19 protein-coding genes, 1 other RNA gene and 1 pseudogene are annotated in these 25,241 nt (G+C 41.9%); 8 read left to right on the top strand and 13 right to left on the bottom strand.

Annotation, left to right across the window (positions count from 1 at the left end; genetic code table 11):
- The first annotated feature begins 123 nt into the window (after positions 1-123).
- Positions 124-1,327 (top strand): annotated as a pseudogene (locus tag FW757_RS22030) (IS256 family transposase).
- Positions 1,328-1,330: 3 nt separating this feature from the next.
- Here the strand turns inward: FW757_RS22030 and FW757_RS22025 are convergent.
- The 5 genes from FW757_RS22025 to FW757_RS22005 form a co-directional block, all read right to left on the bottom strand.
- Complete coding sequence (locus FW757_RS22025; protein ID WP_259399272.1) at positions 1,331-1,939, bottom strand: TniB family NTP-binding protein; 609 nt, start codon at positions 1,937-1,939, stop codon at positions 1,331-1,333.
- A gap of 2 nt (positions 1,940-1,941) precedes the next feature.
- On the bottom strand, positions 1,942-3,765 hold the full coding sequence (locus tag FW757_RS22020; RefSeq protein WP_446441714.1) for a Mu transposase C-terminal domain-containing protein: 1,824 nt from the start codon (positions 3,763-3,765) through the stop codon (positions 1,942-1,944).
- Positions 3,758-4,387: a TnsA endonuclease N-terminal domain-containing protein gene (locus tag FW757_RS22015; RefSeq protein ID WP_036981971.1), complete on the bottom strand. Its 630-nt coding sequence runs from the start codon at positions 4,385-4,387 to the stop codon at positions 3,758-3,760. The genes FW757_RS22020 and FW757_RS22015 overlap by 8 nt, the downstream gene beginning before the upstream one ends.
- A gap of 134 nt (positions 4,388-4,521) precedes the next feature.
- Positions 4,522-4,618: signal recognition particle sRNA small type (gene ffs / locus FW757_RS22010), an RNA gene on the bottom strand.
- Positions 4,619-4,758: 140 nt separating this feature from the next.
- Complete coding sequence (locus FW757_RS22005; RefSeq protein WP_182761945.1) at positions 4,759-5,634, bottom strand: DUF3014 domain-containing protein; 876 nt, start codon at positions 5,632-5,634, stop codon at positions 4,759-4,761.
- A 184-nt stretch (positions 5,635-5,818) separates the two neighbouring features.
- On the opposite strand from FW757_RS22005, the gene FW757_RS22000 reads away from it, so the two are divergent.
- Complete coding sequence (locus FW757_RS22000; RefSeq protein WP_182761947.1) at positions 5,819-6,964, top strand: patatin-like phospholipase family protein; 1,146 nt, start codon at positions 5,819-5,821, stop codon at positions 6,962-6,964.
- A 14-nt stretch (positions 6,965-6,978) separates the two neighbouring features.
- Here FW757_RS22000 and FW757_RS21995 read toward each other — a convergent pair whose 3' ends face one another.
- Positions 6,979-8,955 (bottom strand): cation:proton antiporter domain-containing protein, encoded by a 1,977-nt coding sequence (locus FW757_RS21995; RefSeq protein WP_182761949.1) that lies wholly within the window; start codon positions 8,953-8,955, stop codon positions 6,979-6,981.
- Between the two features lie 150 nt (positions 8,956-9,105).
- On the opposite strand from FW757_RS21995, the gene FW757_RS21990 reads away from it, so the two are divergent.
- Positions 9,106-10,002 (top strand): diguanylate cyclase, encoded by an 897-nt coding sequence (locus FW757_RS21990; protein WP_149982978.1) that lies wholly within the window; start codon positions 9,106-9,108, stop codon positions 10,000-10,002.
- A gap of 48 nt (positions 10,003-10,050) precedes the next feature.
- Here the strand turns inward: FW757_RS21990 and FW757_RS21985 are convergent, their stop codons facing one another.
- The 6 genes from FW757_RS21985 to lpxB all read right to left on the bottom strand — a co-directional run bounded on the left by FW757_RS21985 (position 10,051) and on the right by lpxB (position 18,017).
- Positions 10,051-10,398 carry a hypothetical protein gene (locus FW757_RS21985; protein ID WP_182740514.1) on the bottom strand — a complete coding sequence of 116 codons (348 nt, stop codon included), beginning with the start codon at positions 10,396-10,398 and terminating at the stop codon, positions 10,051-10,053.
- On the bottom strand, positions 10,395-11,702 hold the full coding sequence (gene tilS, locus FW757_RS21980) for a tRNA lysidine(34) synthetase TilS (protein ID WP_446441713.1): 1,308 nt from the start codon (positions 11,700-11,702) through the stop codon (positions 10,395-10,397). Before tilS ends, FW757_RS21985 begins: the two co-directional genes overlap by 4 nt.
- Before the next feature lie 107 nt (positions 11,703-11,809).
- Entirely contained in the window at positions 11,810-12,766 is a 957-nt protein-coding gene (gene accA / locus FW757_RS21975) for an acetyl-CoA carboxylase carboxyl transferase subunit alpha (RefSeq protein WP_145240508.1), read from the bottom strand.
- Positions 12,767-12,782: 16 nt separating this feature from the next.
- The gene (gene dnaE / locus FW757_RS21970) at positions 12,783-16,274 is read right to left on the bottom strand and encodes a DNA polymerase III subunit alpha (RefSeq protein WP_182718677.1); all 3,492 of its coding nucleotides are present in this window, start codon (positions 16,272-16,274) and stop codon (positions 12,783-12,785) included.
- The gene (gene rnhB / locus FW757_RS21965) at positions 16,274-16,870 is read right to left on the bottom strand and encodes a ribonuclease HII (protein ID WP_145240504.1); all 597 of its coding nucleotides are present in this window, start codon (positions 16,868-16,870) and stop codon (positions 16,274-16,276) included. Before rnhB ends, dnaE begins: the two co-directional genes overlap by 1 nt.
- Entirely contained in the window at positions 16,860-18,017 is a 1,158-nt protein-coding gene (lpxB, locus tag FW757_RS21960; protein ID WP_145240502.1) for a lipid-A-disaccharide synthase, read from the bottom strand. Before lpxB ends, rnhB begins: the two co-directional genes overlap by 11 nt.
- Before the next feature lie 378 nt (positions 18,018-18,395).
- On the opposite strand from lpxB, the gene FW757_RS21955 reads away from it, so the two are divergent.
- Genes FW757_RS21955 through cydC form a run of 5 tightly spaced genes read left to right on the top strand, consistent with a single transcriptional unit; the run spans position 18,396 to position 24,799 of the window.
- A complete protein-coding gene (locus tag FW757_RS21955) occupies positions 18,396-19,997 on the top strand; it encodes a cytochrome ubiquinol oxidase subunit I (protein ID WP_182761957.1) in 1,602 nt (533 codons plus the stop codon).
- Positions 19,994-21,133: a cytochrome d ubiquinol oxidase subunit II gene (cydB, locus tag FW757_RS21950; RefSeq protein WP_145240499.1), complete on the top strand. Its 1,140-nt coding sequence runs from the start codon at positions 19,994-19,996 to the stop codon at positions 21,131-21,133. Before FW757_RS21955 ends, cydB begins: the two co-directional genes overlap by 4 nt.
- Positions 21,134-21,146: 13 nt before the next feature.
- Positions 21,147-21,299 carry a cytochrome bd-I oxidase subunit CydX gene (cydX, locus tag FW757_RS21945; RefSeq protein WP_064667585.1) on the top strand — a complete coding sequence of 51 codons (153 nt, stop codon included), beginning with the start codon at positions 21,147-21,149 and terminating at the stop codon, positions 21,297-21,299.
- The gene (gene cydD, locus FW757_RS21940; RefSeq protein WP_182767942.1) at positions 21,289-23,073 is read left to right on the top strand and encodes a thiol reductant ABC exporter subunit CydD; all 1,785 of its coding nucleotides are present in this window, start codon (positions 21,289-21,291) and stop codon (positions 23,071-23,073) included. The genes cydX and cydD overlap by 11 nt, the downstream gene beginning before the upstream one ends.
- On the top strand, positions 23,066-24,799 hold the full coding sequence (gene cydC, locus FW757_RS21935) for a thiol reductant ABC exporter subunit CydC (RefSeq protein WP_446441712.1): 1,734 nt from the start codon (positions 23,066-23,068) through the stop codon (positions 24,797-24,799). Before cydD ends, cydC begins: the two co-directional genes overlap by 8 nt.
- Here the strand turns inward: cydC and FW757_RS21930 are convergent.
- Positions 24,796-25,179 (bottom strand): septal ring lytic transglycosylase RlpA family protein, encoded by a 384-nt coding sequence (locus FW757_RS21930; RefSeq protein ID WP_310736578.1) that lies wholly within the window; start codon positions 25,177-25,179, stop codon positions 24,796-24,798. The two genes, cydC and FW757_RS21930, sit on opposite strands and share 4 nt — an antisense overlap.
- Positions 25,180-25,241 lie beyond the last annotated feature (62 nt).

Below are 25,241 nucleotides of genomic sequence, written 5' to 3'. Positions count from 1 at the left end.
TAGCTACTCCCCTTTCAGTCTGGATGATTAATAATCCAATCGCTTCAACGTTACTGATGTTGACACGGGAGTGTTCAAAAATCTGTGTCATTTGATTAAACTGATAAAAAACATGAATGACACATGACAAATCAATTCAACTTCGAAGATGCCGTTAAAGCGCTTCAATCAGGTAAAAAGCTAAACGGTAAAGATGGTGTACTTACATCACTTATCAAACAATTAACCGAGTCAGCGCTCCAGGCTGAGCTTGAACATCACCTCGCTAATGAGCAGGCGCCTAACCGTAAAAATGGCTTTAGCACGAAGACGATTAAGTCACCTGCTGGCAATTTTGAGCTAGAGACGCCTAGAGACCGCAGTGGTAGCTTTGAGCCTCAGCTCATCAAGAAGAACCAAACGACATTGAGTGACGAAATAGACTCAAAAATACTCTCCATGTTCAGTATGGGGATGAGCTATCGTGATATTAATAAGCACATTGAAGATATGTACGGCATGAACGTCGCCACTGGCACCATCAGTGCTGTGACCGATAAACTTATTTCCAGAGCTTAAAGCATGGCAACAGCGCCCTCTCGATAGTCACTACCCGATTGTGTGGCTTGATGCTATTCATTACAAAGTCAAAGAAGATGGCCGTTATATTAGTAAAGCCGTTTATACGTTATTAGGGCTAGATATTCATGGCAAAAAAGAAATACTTGGCTTGCATTTATCCGAAAATGAAGGCGCTAATTACTGGTTGTCGGTACTTACCGACTTAAATAATCGAGGCGTTAAAGACATACTAATTGCATGCGTTGATGGGCTAACAGGCTTTCCAGAAGCCATTGCAGCTATATTTCCCGAGACAGAAGTTCAATTATGTATTGTTCATCAAATACGAAATTCAATGAAGTATGTCGCGTCAAAGAATCAAAAAGCATTTATGGCCGACTTAAAGCCCGTTTATCGCGCATCAACAAAAGAAGCAGCAGAGATAGCACTTGATGAGCTGGAGGCTAAATGGGGGGACGCTTATCCGCTAGTGATCAACTCATGGCGTAATAAATGGCATAATTTATCAGCCTATTTCAAGTACCCTGAGCCTATACGTAGGGTCATATACACAACGAATGCGGTGGAAGCAGTCCATCGTCAGTTTAGGAAATTAACGAAAACAAAAGGCGCTTTTCCAAATGAAAATAGCTTGTTGAAGTTGCTTTATGCTGGCATATTAAATGCTACCGAGAAATGGACAATGCCCATACACAATTGGAGCCTTTGTTTATCTCAGTTGGCAATTTATTTTAAAGGGCGTTTAGATAACGTGCTCGATCTTTAAATTTTAAGCTGACACAGAATCTTGAACGCCCTCTACCAATAAACGCGATGACCATTGAGGTTCGTCTGCTATTTTTTCTGCCCACGGCATACCAACTAATACTATCGATACGCCCGCTTCATCATTAATATACTTTAATCTGTTAGCAATCTCGCGGCGTTTTTTACCTTGGTTATGCTCAATTAGCTCTTGAAACTCATCAATAATTATCAGCTCTGTGCCACACGTTTTTAGGCACTTTATTAATGATGTCGTTAACCGAGTACCATTTACTCGCAGTTTCCGCTCTGTACTACCTACTTGCCCTAAGTCTTTAAGAAGCTCGGCTAAAGTAGATTCTAGTGTCGGATTGCTAGGTATGCGGCTGACTAATACAGGGTGATTCATCACTCCATTAATAAATTGCGGTAAGTGACGTTCTTTATACTGTTTTATTAGTGCTGTTTTACCTGTGCCTGTATCGCCATTTAACAGCATGCAAGGCTTTTCACCTGTTAGCCCTTTACCAAGTCTTAATCTGTCAAAGTCATTAAATACCGTGCTTATTATTGGGTATTCAATAAATACATCGCGAAATTCATTAAGCTTTTCTTTTTGTTTGTCGGTCAGCATAATTAAAATCCATCTAAGTCTGAAATAAAGTCATCCCAGCTATCTGTTGGTTGCTCTTTAGGTGTAACCTTTTTGTGTTCTACTGGCTCGCTCTGAGCTATTGATTTCTGCGAGTCGCTACTAACATTTTGATGCTTAGCTAATGCTTTACCGCCTTTTACTTTTGAGTGTTTTGGCGCATTTTTTAACTCTTCAAACTCGTTTTGAATTTTATTATGAATAAACATACGCGCTTTTGCTAAGCCGACATTATCGATAGAGCCCGAAATAAAATCGCGATGAATACGTATATTTATTTTATGCTGATTCAAACTTAAATTTTGAGTGTAACCGTTTGGATCTATGCATGGCACTTTTATGTAATGCTCTAGCTTATCGAGGTAAACGTATATATAAGAAATATCATCGGGATTTAATTTAATTAAAACGTCTTGAGATACCTTATGGCTGAATTGCTTTCTATAATTGGCCAGCTCAGTACTGTCGTAGCTTAAGTTTTCTAGCCGTATCCCACCTTTACGAAGCACCCGATGATTTGAAATACTGAGCACAACATCCAGTTGTTGAAGATCATCATTACTCAGCACTGTTGGTGGTAACGTATTAAAGCCTTGATCCCATTGTTGGCTTGGTATGTACTTAAATCGGCTATCGGCATCTTGATGATAAACGTCTACTACCCATTTATGAAATAACTGCATAAAGGTAGTAAAGCGCATGATTGCATCTTTTTTGGGATTGTATTCATGCTTTTGTAAAATGTTAGAAAAAGTTTTACCAGGAACAGGGTCTAATAATTCAGTGTTAATTGTGCCGAACATACGTTCTACAAAGGGTTTTAACCAAGGCTTTGCGACAGGGTTATATTGAGTATTAATGCCTATTTCTTCAAAAGCTAGTTCAAGGCTGTTGCTCCAAAATTCAGCGCCATTATCAACAACGAGTGTTTCAATTTTACCAGCACACTTCCACTCATTTACCGTATCAGGGTATAGCTTTGCCACTTCACTTTTAGGTTTCATCGCATTTAGCATTGCTCGTCTTACTGCATCGTAGCTAGGTTCACTGAAGCTAAAGTAATAGCCCGCAATACAATGGCTATACACATCGACTAACATGGTGAGTGTTGGCCGTCCAAGTGGGATATTCAACTCATCATCTAATAAAATAAGATCAAGGGGTGTATGGTCAATTTCAACTTTTTCGAGTACTCGGGTAGGCCGCGTATGCCCTTCTACTTTATTAAAAGCAATATCAGCAAGGCGCTTACCATAACGAGCAATCATTACTTCGTATTGCGGTAAGTTATCTATTCTGTTTTTAAACGCTTTGTATGTTAAAGGCTTTAAATCACTGCCAACAACACTGTCGTTTTCAATAATAATTAAGTCTTTATAGAACTTGTAAGCCGAAGCCACTGATGGCTTTTCTTTTACTAAGTAACGCTCAAGTGCTTTTTCAAAAAACTTATCCGTTGCTGTATCGCGCGCTCTATTACCTTTTTTTTGGTGGCTTGGTATTAGCGCCATGATATTTTTATCCGCATTTGTATAAGCGCTATACCATCGTGCAGCTGTTCTCCAGCTAGGCTTTTTTTCTCCCTCAACTTCGGGCATTACTTTCAATAAAGGCTCAAGATTTTTTTGTGTCCAACCGCCTTGAATATTAGCCTCAAGCCATTGAATATATTTAAGCTTAGCAAATGTTGTATTTTTAATTTTTTCAGGAAGGGCTTGTAAGTCTTTGGCGTAATTTTGAGGTAGTTTGGTTTCTACTTTTGGTAATGGCTGGTTAAACTCATCATCAAACAAACCGTCATTAAACATTGTTAGACCAAATTGCTGTTTCTATTGATATTTCATTTGTAGTTAAGTCGGCAAATAACTGCCCTAGTGATAATAAGCGTAGCACAGTAGCAAGTAGCTCACCGGCAGTTACTTTTAAAAAGTTAACTAACTGGCCCACTTTAATAGAGCCGTATTGCTTAACAAGTTCTAACACCGATGCTTGCAGCTCTGTTAAAGACTGAAAACCAGAATAGCGATGTAAAAGCTTTAAGTTATTGAGTGTTGGGTATACACGGATTTGTTTATCAGTAACCAGTATTAAGTCGCGTCCATCTTGCTTAGCTATGGTTTGCTTTTCAATAAAACGTGCACGAAAGTCTTCGTCAGCAATTTTGCTTTGCGGTTTTACTTCTATAAATTTTTGCGTGCCGTCTGTGTGGGTAAGTAAAAAGTCAGGTGTGTAACGGCAAATACGGTTATCGAACTCATATTCGTAACCTAGTGGTTGTGCCTCAAATGCGGCTATTGATGGTGAAAATTCAAAATGGAAACAGGCATCAAACTCTAAAGAGGATTCAACTAAACAGGTAGATTTATTTTTTTGACTAGCAAATTTATGGAGGTTTTTTACACGGGAGTGTTTGAGTTTTCTTCTGTACATGTGAGTCAACCATCTAACCATTTGGTTAAATACTAGACTATGCCACCTTTATACTTCCAATTTATGCCATCTTTTAGTACAAATATGTCAACTTATACTTCAAACAACAACCAAATGAGGAATTTGGGTGGCAGTCTTACCAGCCACATCTCGGCACACACGTCACAAACTGTGGCTGCTCCCTTCCGGGCCTGACCAGGTTCGCCTGCTAGTGTTGCGAGAGGACCAATAAGACTACCATTGAGGGCCTTGGTTGGCGCGGGAGGGATTATCTCTACTTTTGCTGTGTTATTCAAGGGGAAACACAAAAAGAAAGTGCGATTGCATATTAAACATACAACCGCACTATTTTTTAAACGATTTAAGTAAGATTATTGATTATCTAACTCTTTTTTTACGTTACGTAGTACAGCTTTTATTTTTTTCATATTTTCAGGGCCCATGCGTAGCAGTTGTTTTTGTGCCGCTGGTAGGCGTTCCCATTCTGAGTAAGCATATTGATAAGTGACTGAATCACGTAACAGTGGCATATCCCCTTTTGGCTCTGGGGTATCCAATAATAGGTCTATCGCTTCTTCAAGTGTTTGATTAAATGCATCACCTTGATAGCCTATTTCTGTATATGCATCATTGATCAGTGGTTTGTACTCATCATATAAACGTACGATTTGCGCTGCGCTCATGCTAGTAAAGATTTTTACATAAGGGGTATAACGCTCATAGCTGTTTGGATCAATGGTAAGAATATCACCCTCTACCACACTAAAGCCTTCTTCTAACTTAATAACGGGAGTGTGTTTTTGCGCAATTTTACCTTTGGCAAGATTATCTATAAATACCACACCACGGCGAATAACATCGTCGTTTATAACCAAACTCATAGCGGCATCACTTAGGTATTCGTCTAACTTAGCAACAACGACAGGATCGCTTTCATCAAGAGTAGGTAGTGGCTCTACTTGCGGCTCAGGCTCTACTGGGCGTGGCGTTGGCACGGCTAAATCAGCAGGCTTTTCAGGATTAACAGATGGGGCATTAACAACCGGATCGTTCTCTGGTTTTAGCTCCATCATGGGGCGCTCTGCTACGTGTTGCTCAACTTCGGTTGCTGATTGTGACTCATCACTTGAGTTTAATAACACAAACGCTGCAGCAATAATGATAATAATTAAAATGATGCCTGCAAATAAAAGGTTATTATTCGGTGGACGTTTTTGAACATCTGACGCTGATGGTTGATCTGACATACGAACTCCATAAATATTAAAATGCGATAACAGTAAGAGTACCCTAAATGGATTTAATTCATAGCCTACACTAATAATTATTAACGTAGCTAAGGTATCCTTTGATTCTTCTAGCTTAAAGACTTACAGTTAATAAATAAAGTAAAGACGCTTAACCGCTTAATTGCAACGACGAAACTCAACTATGAAAATCAAGCAAATCGATAAAAACAAACCTAAAGTTGCTCTGTTACTGACCGGTGGTGGTGCACGTGCCGCTTACCAAGTTGGGGTTCTTAAAGCGCTCGCGCAAAGTATGCCGCGTACCGCCCCGCTACCATTTACTATTATTAATGGTACATCTGCCGGAGCGATCAATTCAGCCGCGCTAGCAAGCTATGCTTCATGCACCCATTTGGCGGTACGTAAACTGGAATCTGTTTGGAAAAACTTTTCTACGTCAATGGTATATAAAAGTGATTTTATCAGCGTGTTTGGCCATTTAATGCGTAACATGCTGACCAGTTTTCAATCTGAACATATTAATCATCCACCAGCGAGCTTGTTGAATAATCAGCCTTTACGTAATTTACTTAATGAAATTTTAGATTTAACTCGCATTGAGCGTAATTTACACCGTAATTATTTAGATGCGCTGTCAATCACCGCATCAAGCTATACCACGGGTGATTCTGTGGCGTTTTTTCAATCTAATACACAATCACCTTGGCGGCGCGCTAAACGCGAAGGCCAAGCGACCCGTATTAACGTTGAACATTTAATGGCGTCCAGTGCAATTCCTATGGTGTTTCCGAGCGTAAATGTATACAACCACTACTTTGGTGATGGCTCTATTCACCAATTGTCGCCACTGAGTCCATGTGTCCATTTAGGCGCTGAAAAAATATTTATTATTGGTGTTGATCAGCCCAAAGAAGCTCATCCGCCGGGTTATCTCCCTCACTTCCCAGGGTTATCCTCAATTGCGGGCCATTTGCTCGACAGTGTGTTTACCGACACCTTACAGTCAGATCTTGAGCGCCTTGAACGAATTAACCGAACTTTAGGTTTGTTACCTGGGCGTGATAAACACCAAGAATTAAAGCAAATACAAAGTTTTGTGATCAATCCATCAGAAAACTTTAATGCCATTGCCGCAAACTATTACAGTGATATGCCTTTAGCCATTAAAATATTACTGCGAATGATCGGGGTTAAAAAACGTTCTCAATCGAGTTTAACCAGTTACTTATTGTTTGAAAAACGCTATACCCAGCATTTGATTGAAATTGGTTATAAAGATGGTTTAGAGAAACTGCCGCAGATACGCGAATTTTTAGAGCTCGATTAACAGCGAACTATTCACTAATCCGTACCATCGAGTAAATAGCACTCTACCCGCTCTACTCGTCGAGGTTTACCTTGTAGTACAAGAATATCTCCGGCGAGTAAAATAGTGTGCAGCGATGGACTATCAATTTCACGGTCTTTGCGCCGTAATGCTCGCACTGATACTTTACGTTTTTCGAGATTTAATTCATTAATATTTTTAGCAACCGCAAAGGCGTTTTCTGGCAGTGCCATAACGTGTAAATACTCAAGCCGCTCGGCGTTATTTTCTTCACTATCAAATTGATCTCCGGCAAAAAAACCATGTAAAAATTGGTAACGGTTACGCCGCTCTTTGCTAACCCGCCTAACAATACGCGACATTGGTACGCCCGACATAGATAACACGTGCGACACTAACATTAAGCTCGCTTCCAGCGTTTCGGGCACCACCTCAGTCACGCCAAGCTCTTTGAGTGCTTCGAGATGACTATCATCGCGCATGCGTACCAGTATTTTCACGTCAGGAGCTATTTGCTTTATCGCATCGATCACGATTTGCGCATGTTCAAAATCGGTGAAAGTAATGATCACTAGTCGAGCTCGTTCGACTCCTGCTGATTTTAAAATATCTTTTTGTTTTACATGACCAAAAATAACGGGCTCTCCAGCTGCTTTGGCCTCTTGAACTAGTATTGGGTTACTTTCAACAGCAACGTACTCTATTGCTTCTGGCTTTAAAAACCGCGCAATAGTTTGCCCCACCCGAGAGAACCCACAGATAACTACATGGTTTTGATACAAAGTGCTACTGTTAGGCTGTTGCTGCCACTCACCGTTGGGATTTTTTAATACCCCAAGTTGTTTTAATAACCAAGGCGTCGATTCTATTAAATAAGGTGTTAAGCCCATCGACATGACTGCAATAGCGATTAAAAATGAGGCGTGATCTAAAGCTAATAATTGGTGTTTAGTAGCAAGCGCAATTAATACAAAACCAAACTCGCCCATTTGCCACAGCATGATGCCTGCTGCAATTGCATCTTGTTTTCGCTCGCCCATCAGTTGCGCTAAAAAAGTAATAACACCAATTTTTAATACTAGCATTAGCGCTAATGCAGCCACTATCCAATACCATACGCCAAACACGTATAAAATATCGAGCTGCATGCCGACAGTGACAAAAAATAGGCCCATTAAAATATCGCGAAATGGTCGAATATCGGCTTCTAACTGATGTCGGTACTGGCTTTCGCCGAGCATCATTCCTGCTAAAAATGCGCCCAGCGCCATCGATAAGCCAAATAAATACGTTAAGCCTGCGGCAAATAAGGCAACCACTAAAGTAGTCAAAACAAACAATTCATCGGTGCGCATTAATGCAACTTCGCTAAAGACTTTTGGCAATACCCACTTGCCTATCATCCATAACAACAAACATACAAACGCGCCTTTAGTTAAAGCGAAAGTCAGCGCCCAGGCAATGCCCTCAGTACCACTACTTTGGGCTAATAAGGGTAAAGTAATCAGTAACGGCACCACCGCAATATCTTGAAATAATAACATTCCGATAGCGAGCTGCCCTCGCCGCTGTTTAAGTTCGCCGGTTTCTTTAAGTAATTTAACCACCACCGCTGTTGATGACAGCGCCATTAATGTCGCGATAGTAAAACTACTCAGCACAGACAAATCCATCAGCAATAAAATCAGCATAAACACAATACTTGTAACTATTACTTGCAACGTGCCCAAGCCAAATACAATATTGCGCATTGCCATTAACCGGCCAACAGAAAACTCCAGCCCTAAACTAAACAATAAAAATACAATACCAAGCTCAGCCACAAAATGTATTTCATGACTTTGCGCCATCCAGCCAATACCATGACTACCCGCTAATAAGCCAGTAGCAAGGTAGGCGAGGATCGGCGGTAAGCCAATGCGCTTAAATAACCATACCAGCACCACCGCAGCCAGTAATAAGCCAAATATTTGAGCCAATACACTTTGCAAATAAACCTCCTATTTATATTGTTGCCATACCGTCAAAATTTTAGCTGCTTAAGAGTTAACTATAGCAACTATCTGTTTTTCAGCCAGTTTGGAATAGTGGCACAAAAATCGCTTAGGAAAGTAATAACAAACTCCTAGGGGGAGAAAACCATGGAAAATGTCCATATTTTGACGCAGCGCATCTCAGCACGTGGCGAGTTTCTGCCGTTTTCGGCAGAGCATTACCGTAATAATGAGCCCGCAGCTATCCATAGTTTGCTCGAGAAACTGCAAACAACGTTGAACATAGAAGAGCTACTAACGATTTATGCTGAACACGCAAAGCAACTTATTAATTTTTCAGGCTTGCAGTTTCAGTCGTCTCTTGGGGTGGCACAAATTGCTAATAGTGATAACAGCAAACCGCCGTATTCATTTAATTTAGACATAAATAATGAACATTTAGGGCAGCTTATCTATTTTTGCCAATATCCGCTTTCGGGCAATATTGAACAAAAGTTAGTTGGCTTACACTGCGCATTGGTTTACCCATTACGCAATGCATTAATGTATAGCCGCGTACTAAAACTAGCGACTAAAGACACCTTAACAGGGCTTAATAATCGTAGTCAGTTTGATGCTATTTTGACGCAAAAATTAGAGCGCTTTCGCCGCCATCATCGTCCATTTAGTTTAATGTTGTTAGATTTAGATAACTTTAAACAAGTTAATGATAGCTACGGTCATAAAATTGGCGATGACGTATTACAAGAGTTTGCCAACGTTTTATGCAGTAGTATTCGCGGCACAGATTCTGTATTTCGCTTTGGTGGCGATGAGTTTGCGGTATTAATTGATGATCCTGAATTTACCACAAATAAAGTGATTGCTCAGCGAGTGATGCAGTTAGTGGCGCAGTCAAGTTTAATGAAACAATATGAAGTCACCACCAGCATTGGATTTACCTTGGCAAACAGCAAAGATTGTGAGAATGAGATTTTTGCCCGCGCCGATAAAGGTTTATACAAGGCCAAAGCATCAGGGCGTAACTGCGCTAAAGCGTATTAATTAAAGGTAAGCCTAGTTCCCCCGCTAGGCCTTACTTTGATACTTATACTAACTTTTTGACTTGACCAATAACTTATAGCCTAATAGTGCTAAGCAAAAACCAAAAAAGAAACCACTAATTAGGTATAACAAAGCAGCCATGCTGGTCAGTGGTACAACAATGACCATTAATAATGGAATACTCACCCCAACAATAAAAAATAGTCCGCCTTTACCTAACCAGTACGCAATTAAAATAATCGCACACACCAAACCACCTGCAACCGAATACGCTAACGTTAATAGCGCCAGCTCAAACATTACCGTGGCAATGCCCGCTACAACGGCTGTAGCTATAAGCCCTAACGGCGCTTTATTGACTAGTGATAAACCAACGTGTGGCTGTGACGTTGTCATATTTTTATCTCCCAAAATATACCTTTTTCATCGGCGTGTTCTGCACTTATAAAATGCCCGACGACATAAACTAATTGCTCATTATAAAAAATTAGTGGCACATTAGCACGTAACCATGGCGCTACTTTGGCATCTTTAAACCAATGTTTAATGCTGTTGTGGCCCGGTTTTTTAAGCGGTTTAATACGCGCCTGTGGGCAATTAAACTGAACAGAAACGTGTTCATCAGGCAATGGCTTTCTAACTCCTATACCTGATAATTGTATGAGGGTACGACCATCTGAAAGTAACTGGTTTTGAGCAGTTAGTGATTGGCTGTCAGGAACGGTTGTTTCACGTACAAAATATAAAAAGTTTTGATGCCGGCGAACTTGCCCTTCGGTTAACTGAATAAGTAGCTGCGCATCAGCTTTTGCTGTTAAACCTTGTGTAAGTATTTGCTGAGTTTGTTGTTGTGATGGCATAAGCGTCGTAAACTGCCCAAGCCAACAACGCAAAACATTTGCTTGGCGCGCAGCGCTAAAATTTGCTAGCTGTAAACAACTTAACCCTTGCTGGATGTTTTGGCATTGGCTTAAATCTAACTGAGTGTATTCATCAAGTACATCTTGCTGCTGTTGAAGAAGCTTAACACTGCGTGCTGCGCTTTTCTCAAAGCCGGTAAATCGTTCACTTAATAGAGGTACTATTTGCTGACGAATAAAGTTGCGATCAAAGCGCTCATCTGTATTTGAATCATCGGTAATATGCTCAAGCTTAAACTCGGTAGCAAATTGTTCAATACTGTGTCGTGTGCTGTTCAGCAGTGGCCGTAAACATTCTCGCCCAGAACTCAAGGTGCGAGTTTGCCGCATAGATGCTAAGCCTTGTAATCCTGAGCCGCGTTTTAGCCTCAGTAAAAACGTTTCTAGTTGATCATTTAAGTGCTGCCCTAGCAAAATAATACTGCCGCTTGGGCTATGCTGATCAAGTGCCTGATACCGAGCATCGCGGGCGAGCTCTTCTAGACTCGTGCGTGATTTATTGGTGATTTTTACCTGAGCCGAGTAAAAAGGAACTTTTACTATTGCACATAGTTTTTCGCAAAAATGCTGCCAATCGTCGCCATACTGACTTAAACCATGATTAACATAAACTGCGCTTAATTGCAGTTGCGGTATTTCAGCTTTTAGCGCATTCATTATATGCAGTAATACCACCGAATCCACACCACCAGAGAGCGCTACCGTAAATGCGGTTTTGTGCTCATCGGTATAAGGCGTAATGGCATTTTTTACTTGTTGGTATAACGATGTTGTTTGCATGAGTAACCATCAACTTAAATTTAGTAGTGCTCCAAGCTCCAAAGCATTCTAAAACAAAAAAGCCGCAATAGCGGCTTTTTTTCATCAATTTGGTTGTTTTGTTTATCTTAACAATAACCAAACGACATTAAACGTTTATAGCGTTGATCAAGCATCTCATCCAGTGACAGAGCTTGTAAATCAGCTAAATCGCGCTTAAGTTGATTTTTCAGGTTACGCGCCATACCTTCGTAGTTACGGTGTGCGCCACCTAATGGCTCTTCAACTAAGCTGTTGATCAAATCAAGCTCTTTAACACGCTCAGCGGTTACACCCATCGCTTCTGCAGCAAGAGGGGCTTTATCAGCGCTCTTCCACAAAATTGATGCACAACCTTCTGGTGAAATCACCGAGTAAGTACTGTACTGCAACATGTTAACGCGATCACCTACACCAATGGCTAGAGCACCACCTGAGCCACCTTCACCAATAACCGTACAAATTGTTGGCACTTTTAATGCTGCCATCACTTTAAGGTTACGTGCGATTGCTTCAGATTGGCCTCGCTCTTCAGCGCCAACACCTGGGTATGCACCTGGGGTGTCGATAAAGGTCATAATTGGCATTTTAAAACGCTCTGCCATTTCCATTAAGCGTAATGCTTTACGGTAACCTTCAGGCTTTGGCATACCAAAGTTACGTTTAATTTTTTCAGCTGTGTCACGGCCTTTTTGTTGGCCAATAACCATCACTGGTTGACCTTCAAAGCGTGCAACACCGCCTAAAATTGCCGGATCATTCGCAAAAGTACGATCGCCAGCAAACTCGTCAAATTCCGTGAAAATACGCTCGATATAATCTCGAGTATAAGGACGCAACGGATGACGGGCTAACTGAGAAACCTGCCAAGCACCTAATTTAGAGAATATTTCCTCTTTCATTTTAGCGCTTTTCTCTTTTAATCGACTGACTTCCTCTTCTAACTCAAGGTCTAAATCGCCAGCGCGGCTTATATTTTGTAACTCTTCAATTTTTGCTTCTAACTCTGCGATTGGAAGCTCAAAATCAAGATAATTGAGGCTCATGCTCTAAACTACCTAATTAGTTAAATTCTAGTTCTACATCTTGCGCCGCCATTAACGATAACTTATGAATTAAGTCATCACTAGGCGTAACACACCATTCTGTCCCGAGGGTTAACTGTGCCAACGCATCTGGACGCTGATAGTAAACCTTAATCGGACAAGTACCAAACTTATAAGGTTCGAGTACTTTTTGTAATTTATCGAAGAAGTTGGCTTCGATTTGCACCATATTTAGCGTCATTTTAATCGCTTTAATACGTTTTTCGCGCGCTTGCGCGATGGTGCATATGTCTCTGGCGGTCATTGTAATACCACCGGAGAAGTTATCAAAGCTGACCTGTCCAGATATTACCAAGATATTGTTGATTTGCAGCATATCTTGGTACATTTCAAACTGTTCTGGGAATAAGCGTACATCAATACGGGCACTCTTGTCATCTAAAGTTACAAGCCCCCAACGATTTCCCTTTTTATTTACTAGTGTACGTGCAGCTATAACAAGGCCTGCAGCGGTTGATTGCACATCACGATTAGTTGGCTGTAAATCCACTAATTTACCACTGGTGTAATATTTCAGCTCTTTACGATACTGATTTATTGGGTGCCCGGTTAAATATAAGCCTAAGGTTTCTTTTTCCCCATCAAGCCATTGGTTATCAGTCAGTGGCGTGGCTTTTATAAATGCTTGCTCGACTTCATCCGGCTCTGTCGCTAATAAACCAAATAAATCAGTTTGCCCTAACGACTCTGCTTTATGATGCTGATCAGCCGCTTTCATCGCGTCTTTTAAGCTTGCCAATAACGTAGCACGCGCTGGTTGCGTTTTCTCGGGACCGAGTTGATCAAGCGCACCGGCGTAAATAAGTTTTTCGGTTACGCGTTTATTGATACGTTTTAAATCTACCCGCGCACAAAAATCGAATAGGTCTTTAAATGGCCCACCGTTACTTCGCGCTTCTAAAATTGCATCTACAGGCGCTTCACCCACGCCTTTGATAGCACCAATACCATAAACAATTTCACCCTTGAGGTTTACTGTAAACTTATAGGCACCAGCATTTACATCAGGCGGTAATAAAGTGAGCTTCATGTTCTCACATTCATCAACCAAGGTGACGATTTTTTCAGTGTTATCCATATCAGCCGACATCACCGCCGCCATAAATTCAGCAGGATAATGGGTTTTCATCCACAGCGTTTGGTACGATACTAACGCATAGGCTGCGGAGTGTGATTTATTGAAACCGTAGCCTGCGAACTTCTCTACCAAGTCGAAGATCTTAATCGCCAGTTCGCCGTCAATGCCGTTATTTCGCGCACCATCTTCAAATGTTGAACGCTGTTTTGCCATCTCTTCTGGCTTTTTCTTACCCATTGCACGACGTAACATATCGGCGCCACCTAAGGTGTAACCTGCCAGTACCTGAGCAATTTGCATTACTTGTTCTTGATACAAGATAATGCCGTAAGTCGGCTCCAAAATAGGCTTTAAGCTTTCGTGTTGATATTGTGCATCTGGATAAGAAATTTCTTCGCGACCAAGTTTTCGGTCGATGAAGTTATCTACCATGCCTGACTGTAATGGCCCGGGACGAAACAAGGCTACCAAGGCGATCATATCTTCAAAGCAATCGGGCTTTAAGCGCCTTACTAAGTCTTTCATACCCCGGGATTCAAGTTGGAATACCGCGGTAGTTTCTGCTCTTAATAGCAGCTCTATACTCTTTTTATCATTCAGTGGAATGGTGTTGATATCTATTGACTCTTTGCCCTCTCGGGTTAAGCGCTCATTAGTCATATCAACTGCCCATTGCAAAATGGTCAGGGTTCGTAGACCTAAGAAGTCAAACTTTACTAATCCGGCGGTCTCTACGTCATTTTTGTCAAACTGAGTAACCGGAAACTTACCTTCATCGTCACAATACAGGGCGGCAAAATCAGTAATTGTAGTCGGTGAAATAACCACACCACCGGCATGTTTACCAGCGTTACGTGTACAGCCTTCAAGGATGCGACACATATCGATTAAGTCTTTTACTTCTGTATCGCCATCGTAAGCTTCTTGCAGGCGTGGCTCAACATCAAACGCTTTTGCCAACGTCATGCCGGGATCGCCTGGGATCAGTTTTGATATACGGTCAACAAATCCGTACGGGTGGCCAAGTACTCGGCCAACATCACGTATTACCGCTTTTGCTGCCATAGTACCAAAAGTAATGATCTGTGATACCGCATCTCGTCCATACAGAGCCGATACGTGATCGATTACTTCATCGCGTCTATCCATACAGAAATCGACGTCGAAATCCGGCATTGATACACGTTCAGGGTTCAAGAAGCGCTCGAAAAGTAAATCAAATTCAAGCGGATCAAGATCGGTAATTTTCAGCGCGTACGCCACTAACGAACCCGCACCTGAACCACGTCCTGGACCAACTGGAATATTGTTATCTTTACTCCACTGGATGAACTCCATTACGATCAAGAAGTAACCAGGGAAACCCATTTGGTTAATTACATCGAGCTCGATTTGCAAACGCTCGTCGTATTCAACACGTTTTTCTGCTCGGTCAGCTGCATCAGGGAATAAAAACTGTAGGCGCTCTTCAAGACCGTCTCGGGATACTTTCACCAAGAAGTCTTCAATTTTTAATGAGCCGGTTGGATAATCTGGTAAGAAATACGTACCAAGCTGCACCGTCACATTACAGCGTTTGGCGATTTCCACACTGTTTTGCAGCGCTTCTGGGATATCACTAAACAGCTCAGCCATTTGTGCTGGGGTTTTTAAGTACTGCTCTTCAGAGAAGCGCTTTGGTCGGCGTTTATCATCAAGCGTATAGCCGTCAAATATTGCTACACGTATTTCGTGGGCCTCGAAGTTTTCAGGCTTCAAAAATACCACTTCGTTGGTAGCCACCACTGGCAATTGCTCAACGGTTGCAAGCTCAACCGCTAAGTGTAAATAGTCTTCTTCTTGTGTACGCTTAGTACGTATCAACTCAATATAGTAGTTATCACTAAAATGCTGTTTATAAAAACTAACCACCGACTCAACTGTCGCTGGGTTGCCTTTTAATAGCGCTTTACCTAAATCGCCATCTTTGGCACCAGAGAGTAAAATAAGCCCTTCTTTGTGCTCAACTAACCAATCTCGTTCAATAACAGGGCGATGAAATAAATGCCCACGTTGATACGCTTTAGAGATTAAAAGGGTAAGATTTTTATAACCGACATTATCTTTAGCTAAAATAACTAACCGACAAGGCCCTTCTGGAAACTCTGGGCTGTGTAACCAAAAATCAGCACCAACAATTGGTTTAATGCCCGCATTATGAGCGGTGTCATAAAAGCGCACTAGACCACATAAGTTCATTTGGTCGGTAATGGCCAATGCCGGTAATTGTAATTCCTGCGCTTTGGCGACAATCGGTTTAGTTTTCGCTAAACCATCGACCATTGAAAAGTCTGAATGTACCCGTAAATGCACAAAATCTGGAGCTGCCATTACTTCTCCTGCATCGCCAGTACACGTTGTACTGGTTTAAAGCTTTTACGATGTTCACTAATGGCGCCGTACTGCTCAAGAGCAGCAAAATGTGCCTTGGTTGGGTAGCCTTTATGACCTGCAAAACCATATTCTGGATAGCGTTTATCAAGCTCAATCATTTCATCATCACGGGCAACTTTAGCAATAATGGATGCTGCTGAGATCTCTGCCACTAGACTGTCGCCTTTTATTACGGCTTGTGCCGGCATACTGAGCGCAGGTAGGCGATTGCCATCGACAAATACAAACTCAGGGGTGGTACTTAAGCCTTCAACCGCACGAGTCATTGCCAGCATAGTGGCATGGAGAATATTTAACTCGTCGATTTCTGTGGGGCTACATCGGCCAATGGACCAACACAGCGCTTTTTCTTTGATCTCAATTGCCAGTGCTTGGCGTTTTTTATCGGTTAACTTTTTTGAATCCGCAAGACCAGCTATCGGTTTAGCTGGATCGAGGATCACCGCAGCGGTCACTACATCGCCAACTAATGGCCCACGGCCGACTTCGTCAACGCCAGCGATAAAGCTGAGGTTAGGTCGTTCAATTTGCATCTATAATCTCCGCAACAGCAGTGGCTGCTTGCTCACTAGCATTTAAGCGTATTTGCTGGTGAATGGCTAAAAAACGCGCTTTTAACTCGCGATTATCACTATTTAGCATTGGTTCAAGGGCGTTCGTTAGGTTTTCAACGCTGCAATCATGCTGCATAAATTCAGGCACTAGCTCTTCGTCAGCTAATAAGTTTGGTAACGAAAAGTATTTAATATTAAAAGTGAATAAACTTTTAAAAATCCAATAACTTAGGGCTTTTATTTTATAGCCAACCACCATAGGTTTTTTATAAAGCATCCCTTCCAGGGTCGCGGTACCTGATGCAATTAAAATCACATCTGCCGCTTGCATTGCAAGGTTCGATTGCCCATCCAACAACTGAATATTTAGTTGTGGCGCTGTAGCTGCCAAAATAGCACTAAATTGTGCTTTGCGTTGCTCATTTACTAATGGCACCACTATTTTTAAATCAGGATTTTTAGCTTGTAGCCCGGCCGCTGTTTTAAGGTAAGTTTCACTAAGCAACCCTACTTCTGAGCCTCGACTACCTGGCAATAATGCCAGTACTTTATCATCAAGGCTTAAACCCAATTGTTGACGCGCTGCGCTGTCGTCATGCTCAAGGGCAATATCATCAGCCAGTGTATGGCCAACAAAAGTACATGGCACATTATGTTTATCGTAAAATGCTTTTTCAAACGGTAATAAAGCCAGCACCATATTGGTTGCAGCGCTGATTTTGTGAATACGTTTTTCTCGCCATGCCCACACTGATGGACTTACATATTGAATCGTTTTAATACCAGCATCTTTTAACGGCTTTTCAACCCGTAAATTAAAGTCAGGTGCATCAATACCTATATAAACGTCTGGCGGGTTATCAATAAAGTGTTGGACTAGTTGCTTGCGAATTTTTAATAACCGCGGTAATCGGCCTAGCACTTCCACTAAGCCCATTACAGCTAACTCTTCCATATCAAATAAGCTACTACAGCCTTGCGCCTGCATTTTCGGCCCTGCAATACCTTCAAAAATGGCATCAGGGTAGCGCTGTTTCAATGCTTTAATTAGGCCTTCACCTAAAATATCACCAGAGAGCTCTCCAACTACAATCGCTATACGTAGTGGCTGTTTATCTTTATTCATGGCTGTTTTTTATTCACAAGTCAACAAGACGGTCATAGGCAGTAGTCTAGCTTGTTTTACTGCGCGATTAAATGACACACCCTGAATAAATTAGAGAAACCTTCAGCAACGTACCTTTACTGATACAACCAGAACTATTTGCCTGTTTTTCAAACATATATTGGTAAATAGTTAAGCTCTGTGTTTCACTAACTAAAGCTGATTAAAAAGCGTCGCATTAATCATAATGGGGTAATATTTATCCATGTTGTGATTGACAATAATTAACCAAAAGAGAATAATGCATGAGGTTTCAATAATTACTGAAACTTCATTAACTAACTTTTGCTTACTTTATTTGTTTTGTGACTCGCCCGCACATACAAGGAGCTATAAAAAATGATAGATGAAACCTTTGTGGATCTATCGCGATTACAGTTTGCTGTCACCGCCCTGTTTCACTTTTTATTTGTACCACTGACTCTAGGTATGACCTGGATTTTAGTGATCATGGAGTCGGTTTATGTAATGACCGGCCGAGAAATCTACCGTGATATGACCAAGTTTTGGGGTAAACTATTTGGCATTAACTTCGCCATTGGTGTAGCCACAGGCCTTACCATGGAGTTTGAATTTGGTACTAACTGGTCTTATTACTCTCATTATGTGGGTGATGTATTTGGCGCTCCCCTTGCTATAGAAGGGTTAATGGCATTCTTTTTAGAATCGACCTTTGTGGGTATGTTCTTTTTAGGCTGGGAGCGGCTCAGTAAACGCCAGCATTTAGGTGCAACCTTTTTAATGGCTATTGGTACTAATATGTCTGCGCTGTGGATATTAGTCGCTAATGGTTGGATGCAAAACCCTGTCGGTGCTGAATTTAACTATCAAACTATGCGCATGGAAATGACGAGTTTTGCCGAGCTTGTGTTTAACCCTGTCGCACAAGTTAAGTTTATTCATACTGTGTCTGCGGGCTATGTTGCCGCATCCATGTTCGTATTGGGGATCAGTAGTTGGTATATCCTTAAGGGCCGTGATCTCGCTTTTGCAAAACGCTCTTTTTCAGTCGCCAGCGGCTTTGGTTTAGCCTCAGTATTGTGTGTTATTTTACTTGGCGATGAATCAGGCTATGAAGTCGGTGAAGTACAAAAAGTAAAACTGGCAACCATTGAAGCTGAATGGCACACCGAGGAAGCACCCGCTGCGTTTACGTTAGTTGGGATCCCTGATTCCGATAAACAAGTGACCCATGCTGCCGTTAAAATCCCGTATGCACTAGGCTTAATAGCGACCCGCTCGCTAGATGAGCAAGTCATCGGCATTAATGATTTAGAAAAACAACACGAAGTGCGTATTCGTAACGGTATGATCGCTTATAAATACCTTGAAAAACTGCGCGATGGTGATGAATCTGCTGAAAACATTGCTAAGTTTGACGCGTTAAAAGACGACTTAGGTTACGGCTTATTGTTAAAGCGTTATACACCAAATGTAGTGGATGCAACTGAAGCACAAATTCAGCAAGCCGTTAAAGATTCGTTCCCTCAAGTAGGCCCGATGTTTTGGTCATTTAGGATCATGGTTGGCTGTGGTGTGATTATGCTGGGCGTATTTGTATTGTCTTTTTATTACAATGCACATCGTGTGATTGAACAGAAACGTTGGTTATTGTGGGCTGCGGTGTGGAGTATTCCTCTACCTTGGATAGCAATCGAGTTTGGCTGGATAGTTGCAGAGTATGGCCGTCAGCCGTGGGCAATCTCTGAAATACTGCCGACCTTTTTAGCGACCTCGTCACTGACTGTCAATGATATTTTAATAAGCTTAACCGGCTTTATCGTATTCTACACCGGCCTTGCTATTGTCGAGGGCTGGCTGATGCTGCGATTTGTAAAAATAGGACCAAGTTCATTGCACACTGGTAAATATCACTTTGAACATTTAGATGACCATACTAATGGCGACCAAATAACTGACGAGCAAGGAGCAAAATCATGATTTTCGATTATGAAACGTTAAAGTTACTTTGGTGGGTTATCATCGGCGTATTGTTAATTGGTTTTGCAATCACCGATGGTATGGACATGGGCGTGGCTATGCTTATCAAGTTAGTTGGTAAAACCGACAGTGAACGCCGTGTGGTGATCAATACGGTAGGTCCACACTGGGATGGTAACCAAGTATGGTTTATCACCGCAGGTGGTGCCTTATTTGCAGCGTGGCCGATGGTTTATGCGGCTGCATTTTCGGGCTTTTACTTTGCTATGATGTTGGTATTGTTTGCCTTATTTTTTAGACCTTTGGGTTTTGACTATCGCAGCAAAATTGACTCTCCACGCTGGCGTAACAATTGGGATTGGGGCTTATTTGCTGGCAGTGCCATTCCTGCTCTGGTATTTGGCGTGGCCTTTGGCAATCTGTTTTTAGGTGTGCCATTTAGTATTGATGAATACCTTAGAACCAGCTACCAAGGATCTTTCTTTGCATTATTAAATCCATTTGCCTTATTAGCCGGCTTGATCAGCGTAACTATGTTACTTGCCCATGGCGGTATGTGGTTACAGCTGCGTACAGACAGTGATGTTGCTCGTCGCTCAGCGCAATATGGTCGTTATGCACTGTTAGCATTCATCGTGTTATTTGCTGTTGCAGGTATTTGGATTGCTAATCTTGATGGTTACCAAATAATCTCGATGGGTGATACGCAAGGCTTTGCAAACCCACTAGATAAAACAGTAACCACCTCTGCAGGTGCTTGGTTAAACAATTATCAACAAATGCCTTTAACTATGCTGTTCCCTGCGGTCGCTTTTTTAATGGCTGCATTAGCGTGGATATGTTCAAAAATTAATAGACCGGGGCTGGCATTAATAGCAACAAGCTTAATGCTTGGCGGTGTGATCATGACGGCTGGAATGTCTTTATTCCCATTTATTATGCCATCAAGTAATCACCCTGATATTAGTTTAACAATATGGGATGCGGTTTCTAGCCATAGAACATTGAATGTAATGTTTATTGCAGTAAGTATTTTTGTGCCACTTATTTTACTTTACACCACATGGTGTTATGTGAAAATGTGGCGCAAAGTAACCGTAGAAGAAATTGAAAATAACAGCCATGGCAGTTACTAAGGAGATTTGATCTATGTGGTATTTTGCTTGGATACTCGGTGTTTTATTAGCCTGTACGTTAGGTGTGATCAACGTTATGTGGTACGAATTTGGCCAGAACAAAGACAGTATCGCTGACGACGAACAAGAATTACACGATAGGCTTAATCGCCAAAATGACGACTAACCCCCGACCAAATCGCGCGCAGCAAACTACGCTGCGCGCGTTTTTAAAAACGCATTCCAATCACGCTGGCAGTCTTTTAAAAATCAGTATTGCGCTAGGAACATTTAACGCATTATTGATGATTGCCAGTGCTTATTTAGTGGCACGATCAATTCATTTAGTGATGTTTGAACACGCCAATTTAGCCACTATTACCCCTTTACTTTGGCCATTAGCAGCATTGATTTTAGGGCGCGGAATATTGCTTGGATTTTCGCAGCGCATAAGTGCCCAAGCCGCACTTAAAATTAAAACTGCTATGCGCCATACTTTACTCGAGAAACTCACCTTACTTGGGCCAAGTTATATTGAACAACAAGGTCATGGCGCGACTTTAAACACCCTACATAATGGTGTTGAAGCACTGCACGATTATTATGCTAATTATTTACCGAGCGTGGCTTACAGTGCGCTTATTCCTTTGGCTATCCTGATGGTGATTTTTCCTACCGATTGGAAAGCTGGGTTGATTTTTTTATTCACCGCCCCTCTAATTCCGTTTTTTATGATTTTGGTTGGCCACAAAGCAGAACAACTGAATCAACAACGTTGGCAACAACTAGCTGTGTTAGGTAATTACTTTTTTGACCGCTTACAAGGCTTAACCCAACTAAAGTTATTTAATGCGACTACGCGCGAACTAAAGCAAATTGCCAAAATTTCCGATGACTTTCGCCATGCGACTTTAAACGTATTAAAAATCGCATTTTTATCATCTTTCGCACTCGAATTTTTAGCGACCATTAGTGTCGCGTTAGTAGCGGTGATAATCGGTTTTCGGTTGTTTTTTGGTACCTTAGATTTTTCGACCGGCTTTGTTGTACTGTTACTTGCTCCGGAGTTTTATTTACCGCTGCGCCAACTCGGCAGCCATTACCATGCCCGATTAGAAGGGATTAGTGCCGCCGCTGATATGCTAAAAATATTGAATGAGCCACTCCCTGCTAAGGATCTTGAGAACATACAACCAAATACTCAAAATAGCTTAAACTTACCAAGTATCGAACAACTCAATATTGATAATTTAAATTTTCATTACCCACAAAGTAATGAAGGCGTTAACAATATAAACCTAACATTTGCAGGCACAGGCCTGTATGCCATCGTTGGTCAAAGTGGTGCTGGTAAAAGCACCTTACTCGATTGTTTATTAGGGTTTCATCCTCAGGTGATCGGTGCTGTTACGGTAAATCAACAACAATTAGCCGCATCACACATTAAGCAATGGCAGCAACATATTGCCTGGATCCCACAACAACCTACTTTATTGTTTAACAGTATCAAAGCTAACTTACTATTGGCCAAACCGGATGCCACACTCACGCAGCTAGAAACTGCAGCAGAGCAAGCTGGTGCACTTGAGTTTATCAATCAATTACCAGAGGGCTTTGACACTCAAATTGGTGAACAAGGCGAAGGACTCTCAGGCGGGCAAAAGCAGCGGATCGCTTTAGCTCGGGCATTTTTAAAACAAGCGCCAATTTTGATCCTTGATGAGCCAACCGCACACCTCGATAGCCAAACTGAGCAACAGGTGCAAGCGGCTATCAATCATTATGCACAGCAACATCTCGTTGTGGTGATAGCCCATCGCTTAAATACCATTGCACAAGCTAAACAAGTTATTGTAATGAAAGATGGTGCTGTTATTGAGCAAGGTAGCTTTAAAACCCTCATCGATAACCAAGGCGCGCTGTTTGATTTAGTGCATGCAAGGAGTAAACAGCATGACTAATTTTTTACGTTTATTAAAACTGTGTAGACCGCACCTAGGTGCAATGCTGTTAGGGGCATTTTTAGCAACCTTAACAGGACTGGCAAACGTTGGCTTATTGGCTATTTCTGGTTGGTTTTTAGCCGCCATGGCTGCAGCTGGCTTGGCTGGCACGCAAATGAATTACTTCACACCAGCCGGCACAATTAGATTTTTGGCAATCGTAAGAACCGCCTCTCGTTACGGCGAGCGATTGGTAACCCACAACGCCACCTTTTTATTATTAAGTGAAATTCGTGTCAGTGTTTTTAACACGCTAAGCCAGCTAAGCAATGTTGATTTAGCCATGAGCCGCAGCGCCGATCTATTTAACCGCATGCAAAATGACGTTGAAGCGCTCGATAAATTTTACTTAAACGTATTATTACCGATGATTGTTGCGCTAATCAGCGTGCCAATTGTGGTTGCAATTATGGCAGCCTACAACAGTAATGTAGCGTTACTATGCTTTACTGCACTCTTAATAGTAGGCGTTGCCCTGCCGATCATACTGAGTAAACAACTTCAGCAAACTGCCGACCTCGAAACTCACTATTCGGCGACTTTACGTGCTGAATTATCAGATACCCTAAGTGGCTTACGAGAGTTGGCTATCTATCAAGCCACCGAGCAACAAATTGAGCAATGTCGGGCAGCCAGTGAACGCTATAATCGGCAACTATTTGTTCGCCATAGCGCCGAAGCACATAGTAATGGCATATCACTATTAATAGTACAACTGAGTATGCTCGGTGCCATTGTGATAATTGCACCGCTAGTTTACAGCGGAGCTATGGCCAATGTTGAACTGGCAATGCTTAGTTTATTTGTGCTTGCTAGTTTTGAAACGGTGCTAACGCTACCAAATGCGTTTATTCAATTGCCCGTAGCGCTAAGCGCTGCAAAGCGTATTTTTGATTTAGAAGATAAACTGCGCCCTGAAACTACAAGCGTTCAGGAGTCGTTATCAGTGCAACCTTTAGGGCTTGAATTTAAAGATCTTAGTTATTGTTACCACAGTGATACTTTTGCGCTTAACAACTTAAGTTTTGCGATTGAGCCACTGCAAAAAGTCGCGATTGTGGGGCAAAGCGGCAGTGGGAAAAGTACGCTGGTTAATTTACTCAGTGGTTTATGGCCACAGCAAAATGGTGAAATAAACCTGAACTCAGCAGACAAAACCATAGCAATTAACACGATCAGTCAACAAAATCGCTGCGAACTGATTAACATAGTCGCACAACAACATCATATTTTTGATGGCACCATTGCTGAAAACTTACGCTATGCGGCGCCCTCAGCAACTAAACAACAAATGCGCACAGCCTGTCAACAAGCACAGTTAGGTGATTGGCTTAGCGAGTTAAAACTAGGATTAGACACCCGCTTAGGCACAGGTGGCAGAAGTTTGTCGCGTGGGCAATCGCGGCGTTTAGCGTTAGCGCAAGCCTTACTCAGAGCACCGGCTATTTTAGTGCTTGATGAGCCAACCGAAGGCCTCGACAATCAATCGAAGCATCAAGTTATGGATGCGATATTAACCAGCATGGGGCACTGTACTGTGATCAGCATAACTCACGACCCTGCCTTACTTGCCAATATGGATAACGTAATTTGGTTAGAGCAAGGGCAAATAAAAGCGATTGCAACGCATCAGCAACTATTAGCAGAGCAACCTGAGTACGTGAACTTGATCACACGCTTTTAATCAATTACTTCAACGGTTACGTTAATAACGCCCGAGCTTGGCTCTGCGAGTTGCTCAAACGCATGCTTTGTTAAATCGATGATACGGCCGCGAATAAAAGGACCGCGATCATTCACTCTAACGACCACTGAACGGTTATTTGCTGTGTTTGTGACTTTAACTTTGCTGTTAAAAGGGAGCTGTTTGTGCGCCGCAGTCATGGCTTGTTGGTCAAACTTTTCACCACTAGCGGTCAGCCGACCATGGTATTTATCGGCATAAAAGCTAGCATTTCCCTGCTCACGAATACCTGTGCTTGTTGCAGAATAGTTTGTCTGCGAGCTACTACAGCCAGCTAAAATAGCCAGTGATAAGCTAATTAAAAGTGCTTTAATCAAAATTCAACGCTCCCTTAGAATGCATGAAGGTAGCAGGTATCAACTGAGCTGCAACTGAATTAAAG

The organism is Pseudoalteromonas sp. 1181_04, assembly GCF_052850545.1.
The sequence above is the reverse complement of the archived record's forward strand: the minus strand, read 5'-3'. Positions and strand labels throughout refer to the sequence as shown.

Coding starts and splice junctions, on each gene's coding strand:
- FW757_RS21990 (WP_149982978.1), top strand. CDS start 9,106: ATGGAAAATGTCCATATTTTGACGCAGCGCATCTCAGCACGTGGCGAG.
- accA (WP_145240508.1), bottom strand. CDS start 12,766: ATGAGCCTCAATTATCTTGATTTTGAGCTTCCAATCGCAGAGTTAGAA.
- FW757_RS22025 (WP_259399272.1), bottom strand. CDS start 1,939: ATGCTGACCGACAAACAAAAAGAAAAGCTTAATGAATTTCGCGATGTA.
- cydX (WP_064667585.1), top strand. CDS start 21,147: ATGTGGTATTTTGCTTGGATACTCGGTGTTTTATTAGCCTGTACGTTA.
- FW757_RS22020 (WP_446441714.1), bottom strand. CDS start 3,765: ATGTTTAATGACGGTTTGTTTGATGATGAGTTTAACCAGCCATTACCA.
- FW757_RS22005 (WP_182761945.1), bottom strand. CDS start 5,634: ATGTCAGATCAACCATCAGCGTCAGATGTTCAAAAACGTCCACCGAAT.
- tilS (WP_446441713.1), bottom strand. CDS start 11,702: ATGCAAACAACATCGTTATACCAACAAGTAAAAAATGCCATTACGCCT.
- FW757_RS21985 (WP_182740514.1), bottom strand. CDS start 10,398: ATGACAACGTCACAGCCACACGTTGGTTTATCACTAGTCAATAAAGCG.
- FW757_RS22000 (WP_182761947.1), top strand. CDS start 5,819: ATGAAAATCAAGCAAATCGATAAAAACAAACCTAAAGTTGCTCTGTTA.
- FW757_RS22015 (WP_036981971.1), bottom strand. CDS start 4,387: ATGTACAGAAGAAAACTCAAACACTCCCGTGTAAAAAACCTCCATAAA.
- cydB (WP_145240499.1), top strand. CDS start 19,994: ATGATTTTCGATTATGAAACGTTAAAGTTACTTTGGTGGGTTATCATC.
- cydC (WP_446441712.1), top strand. CDS start 23,066: ATGACTAATTTTTTACGTTTATTAAAACTGTGTAGACCGCACCTAGGT.
- lpxB (WP_145240502.1), bottom strand. CDS start 18,017: ATGAATAAAGATAAACAGCCACTACGTATAGCGATTGTAGTTGGAGAG.
- cydD (WP_182767942.1), top strand. CDS start 21,289: ATGACGACTAACCCCCGACCAAATCGCGCGCAGCAAACTACGCTGCGC.
- rnhB (WP_145240504.1), bottom strand. CDS start 16,870: ATGCAAATTGAACGACCTAACCTCAGCTTTATCGCTGGCGTTGACGAA.
- FW757_RS21955 (WP_182761957.1), top strand. CDS start 18,396: ATGATAGATGAAACCTTTGTGGATCTATCGCGATTACAGTTTGCTGTC.
- dnaE (WP_182718677.1), bottom strand. CDS start 16,274: ATGGCAGCTCCAGATTTTGTGCATTTACGGGTACATTCAGACTTTTCA.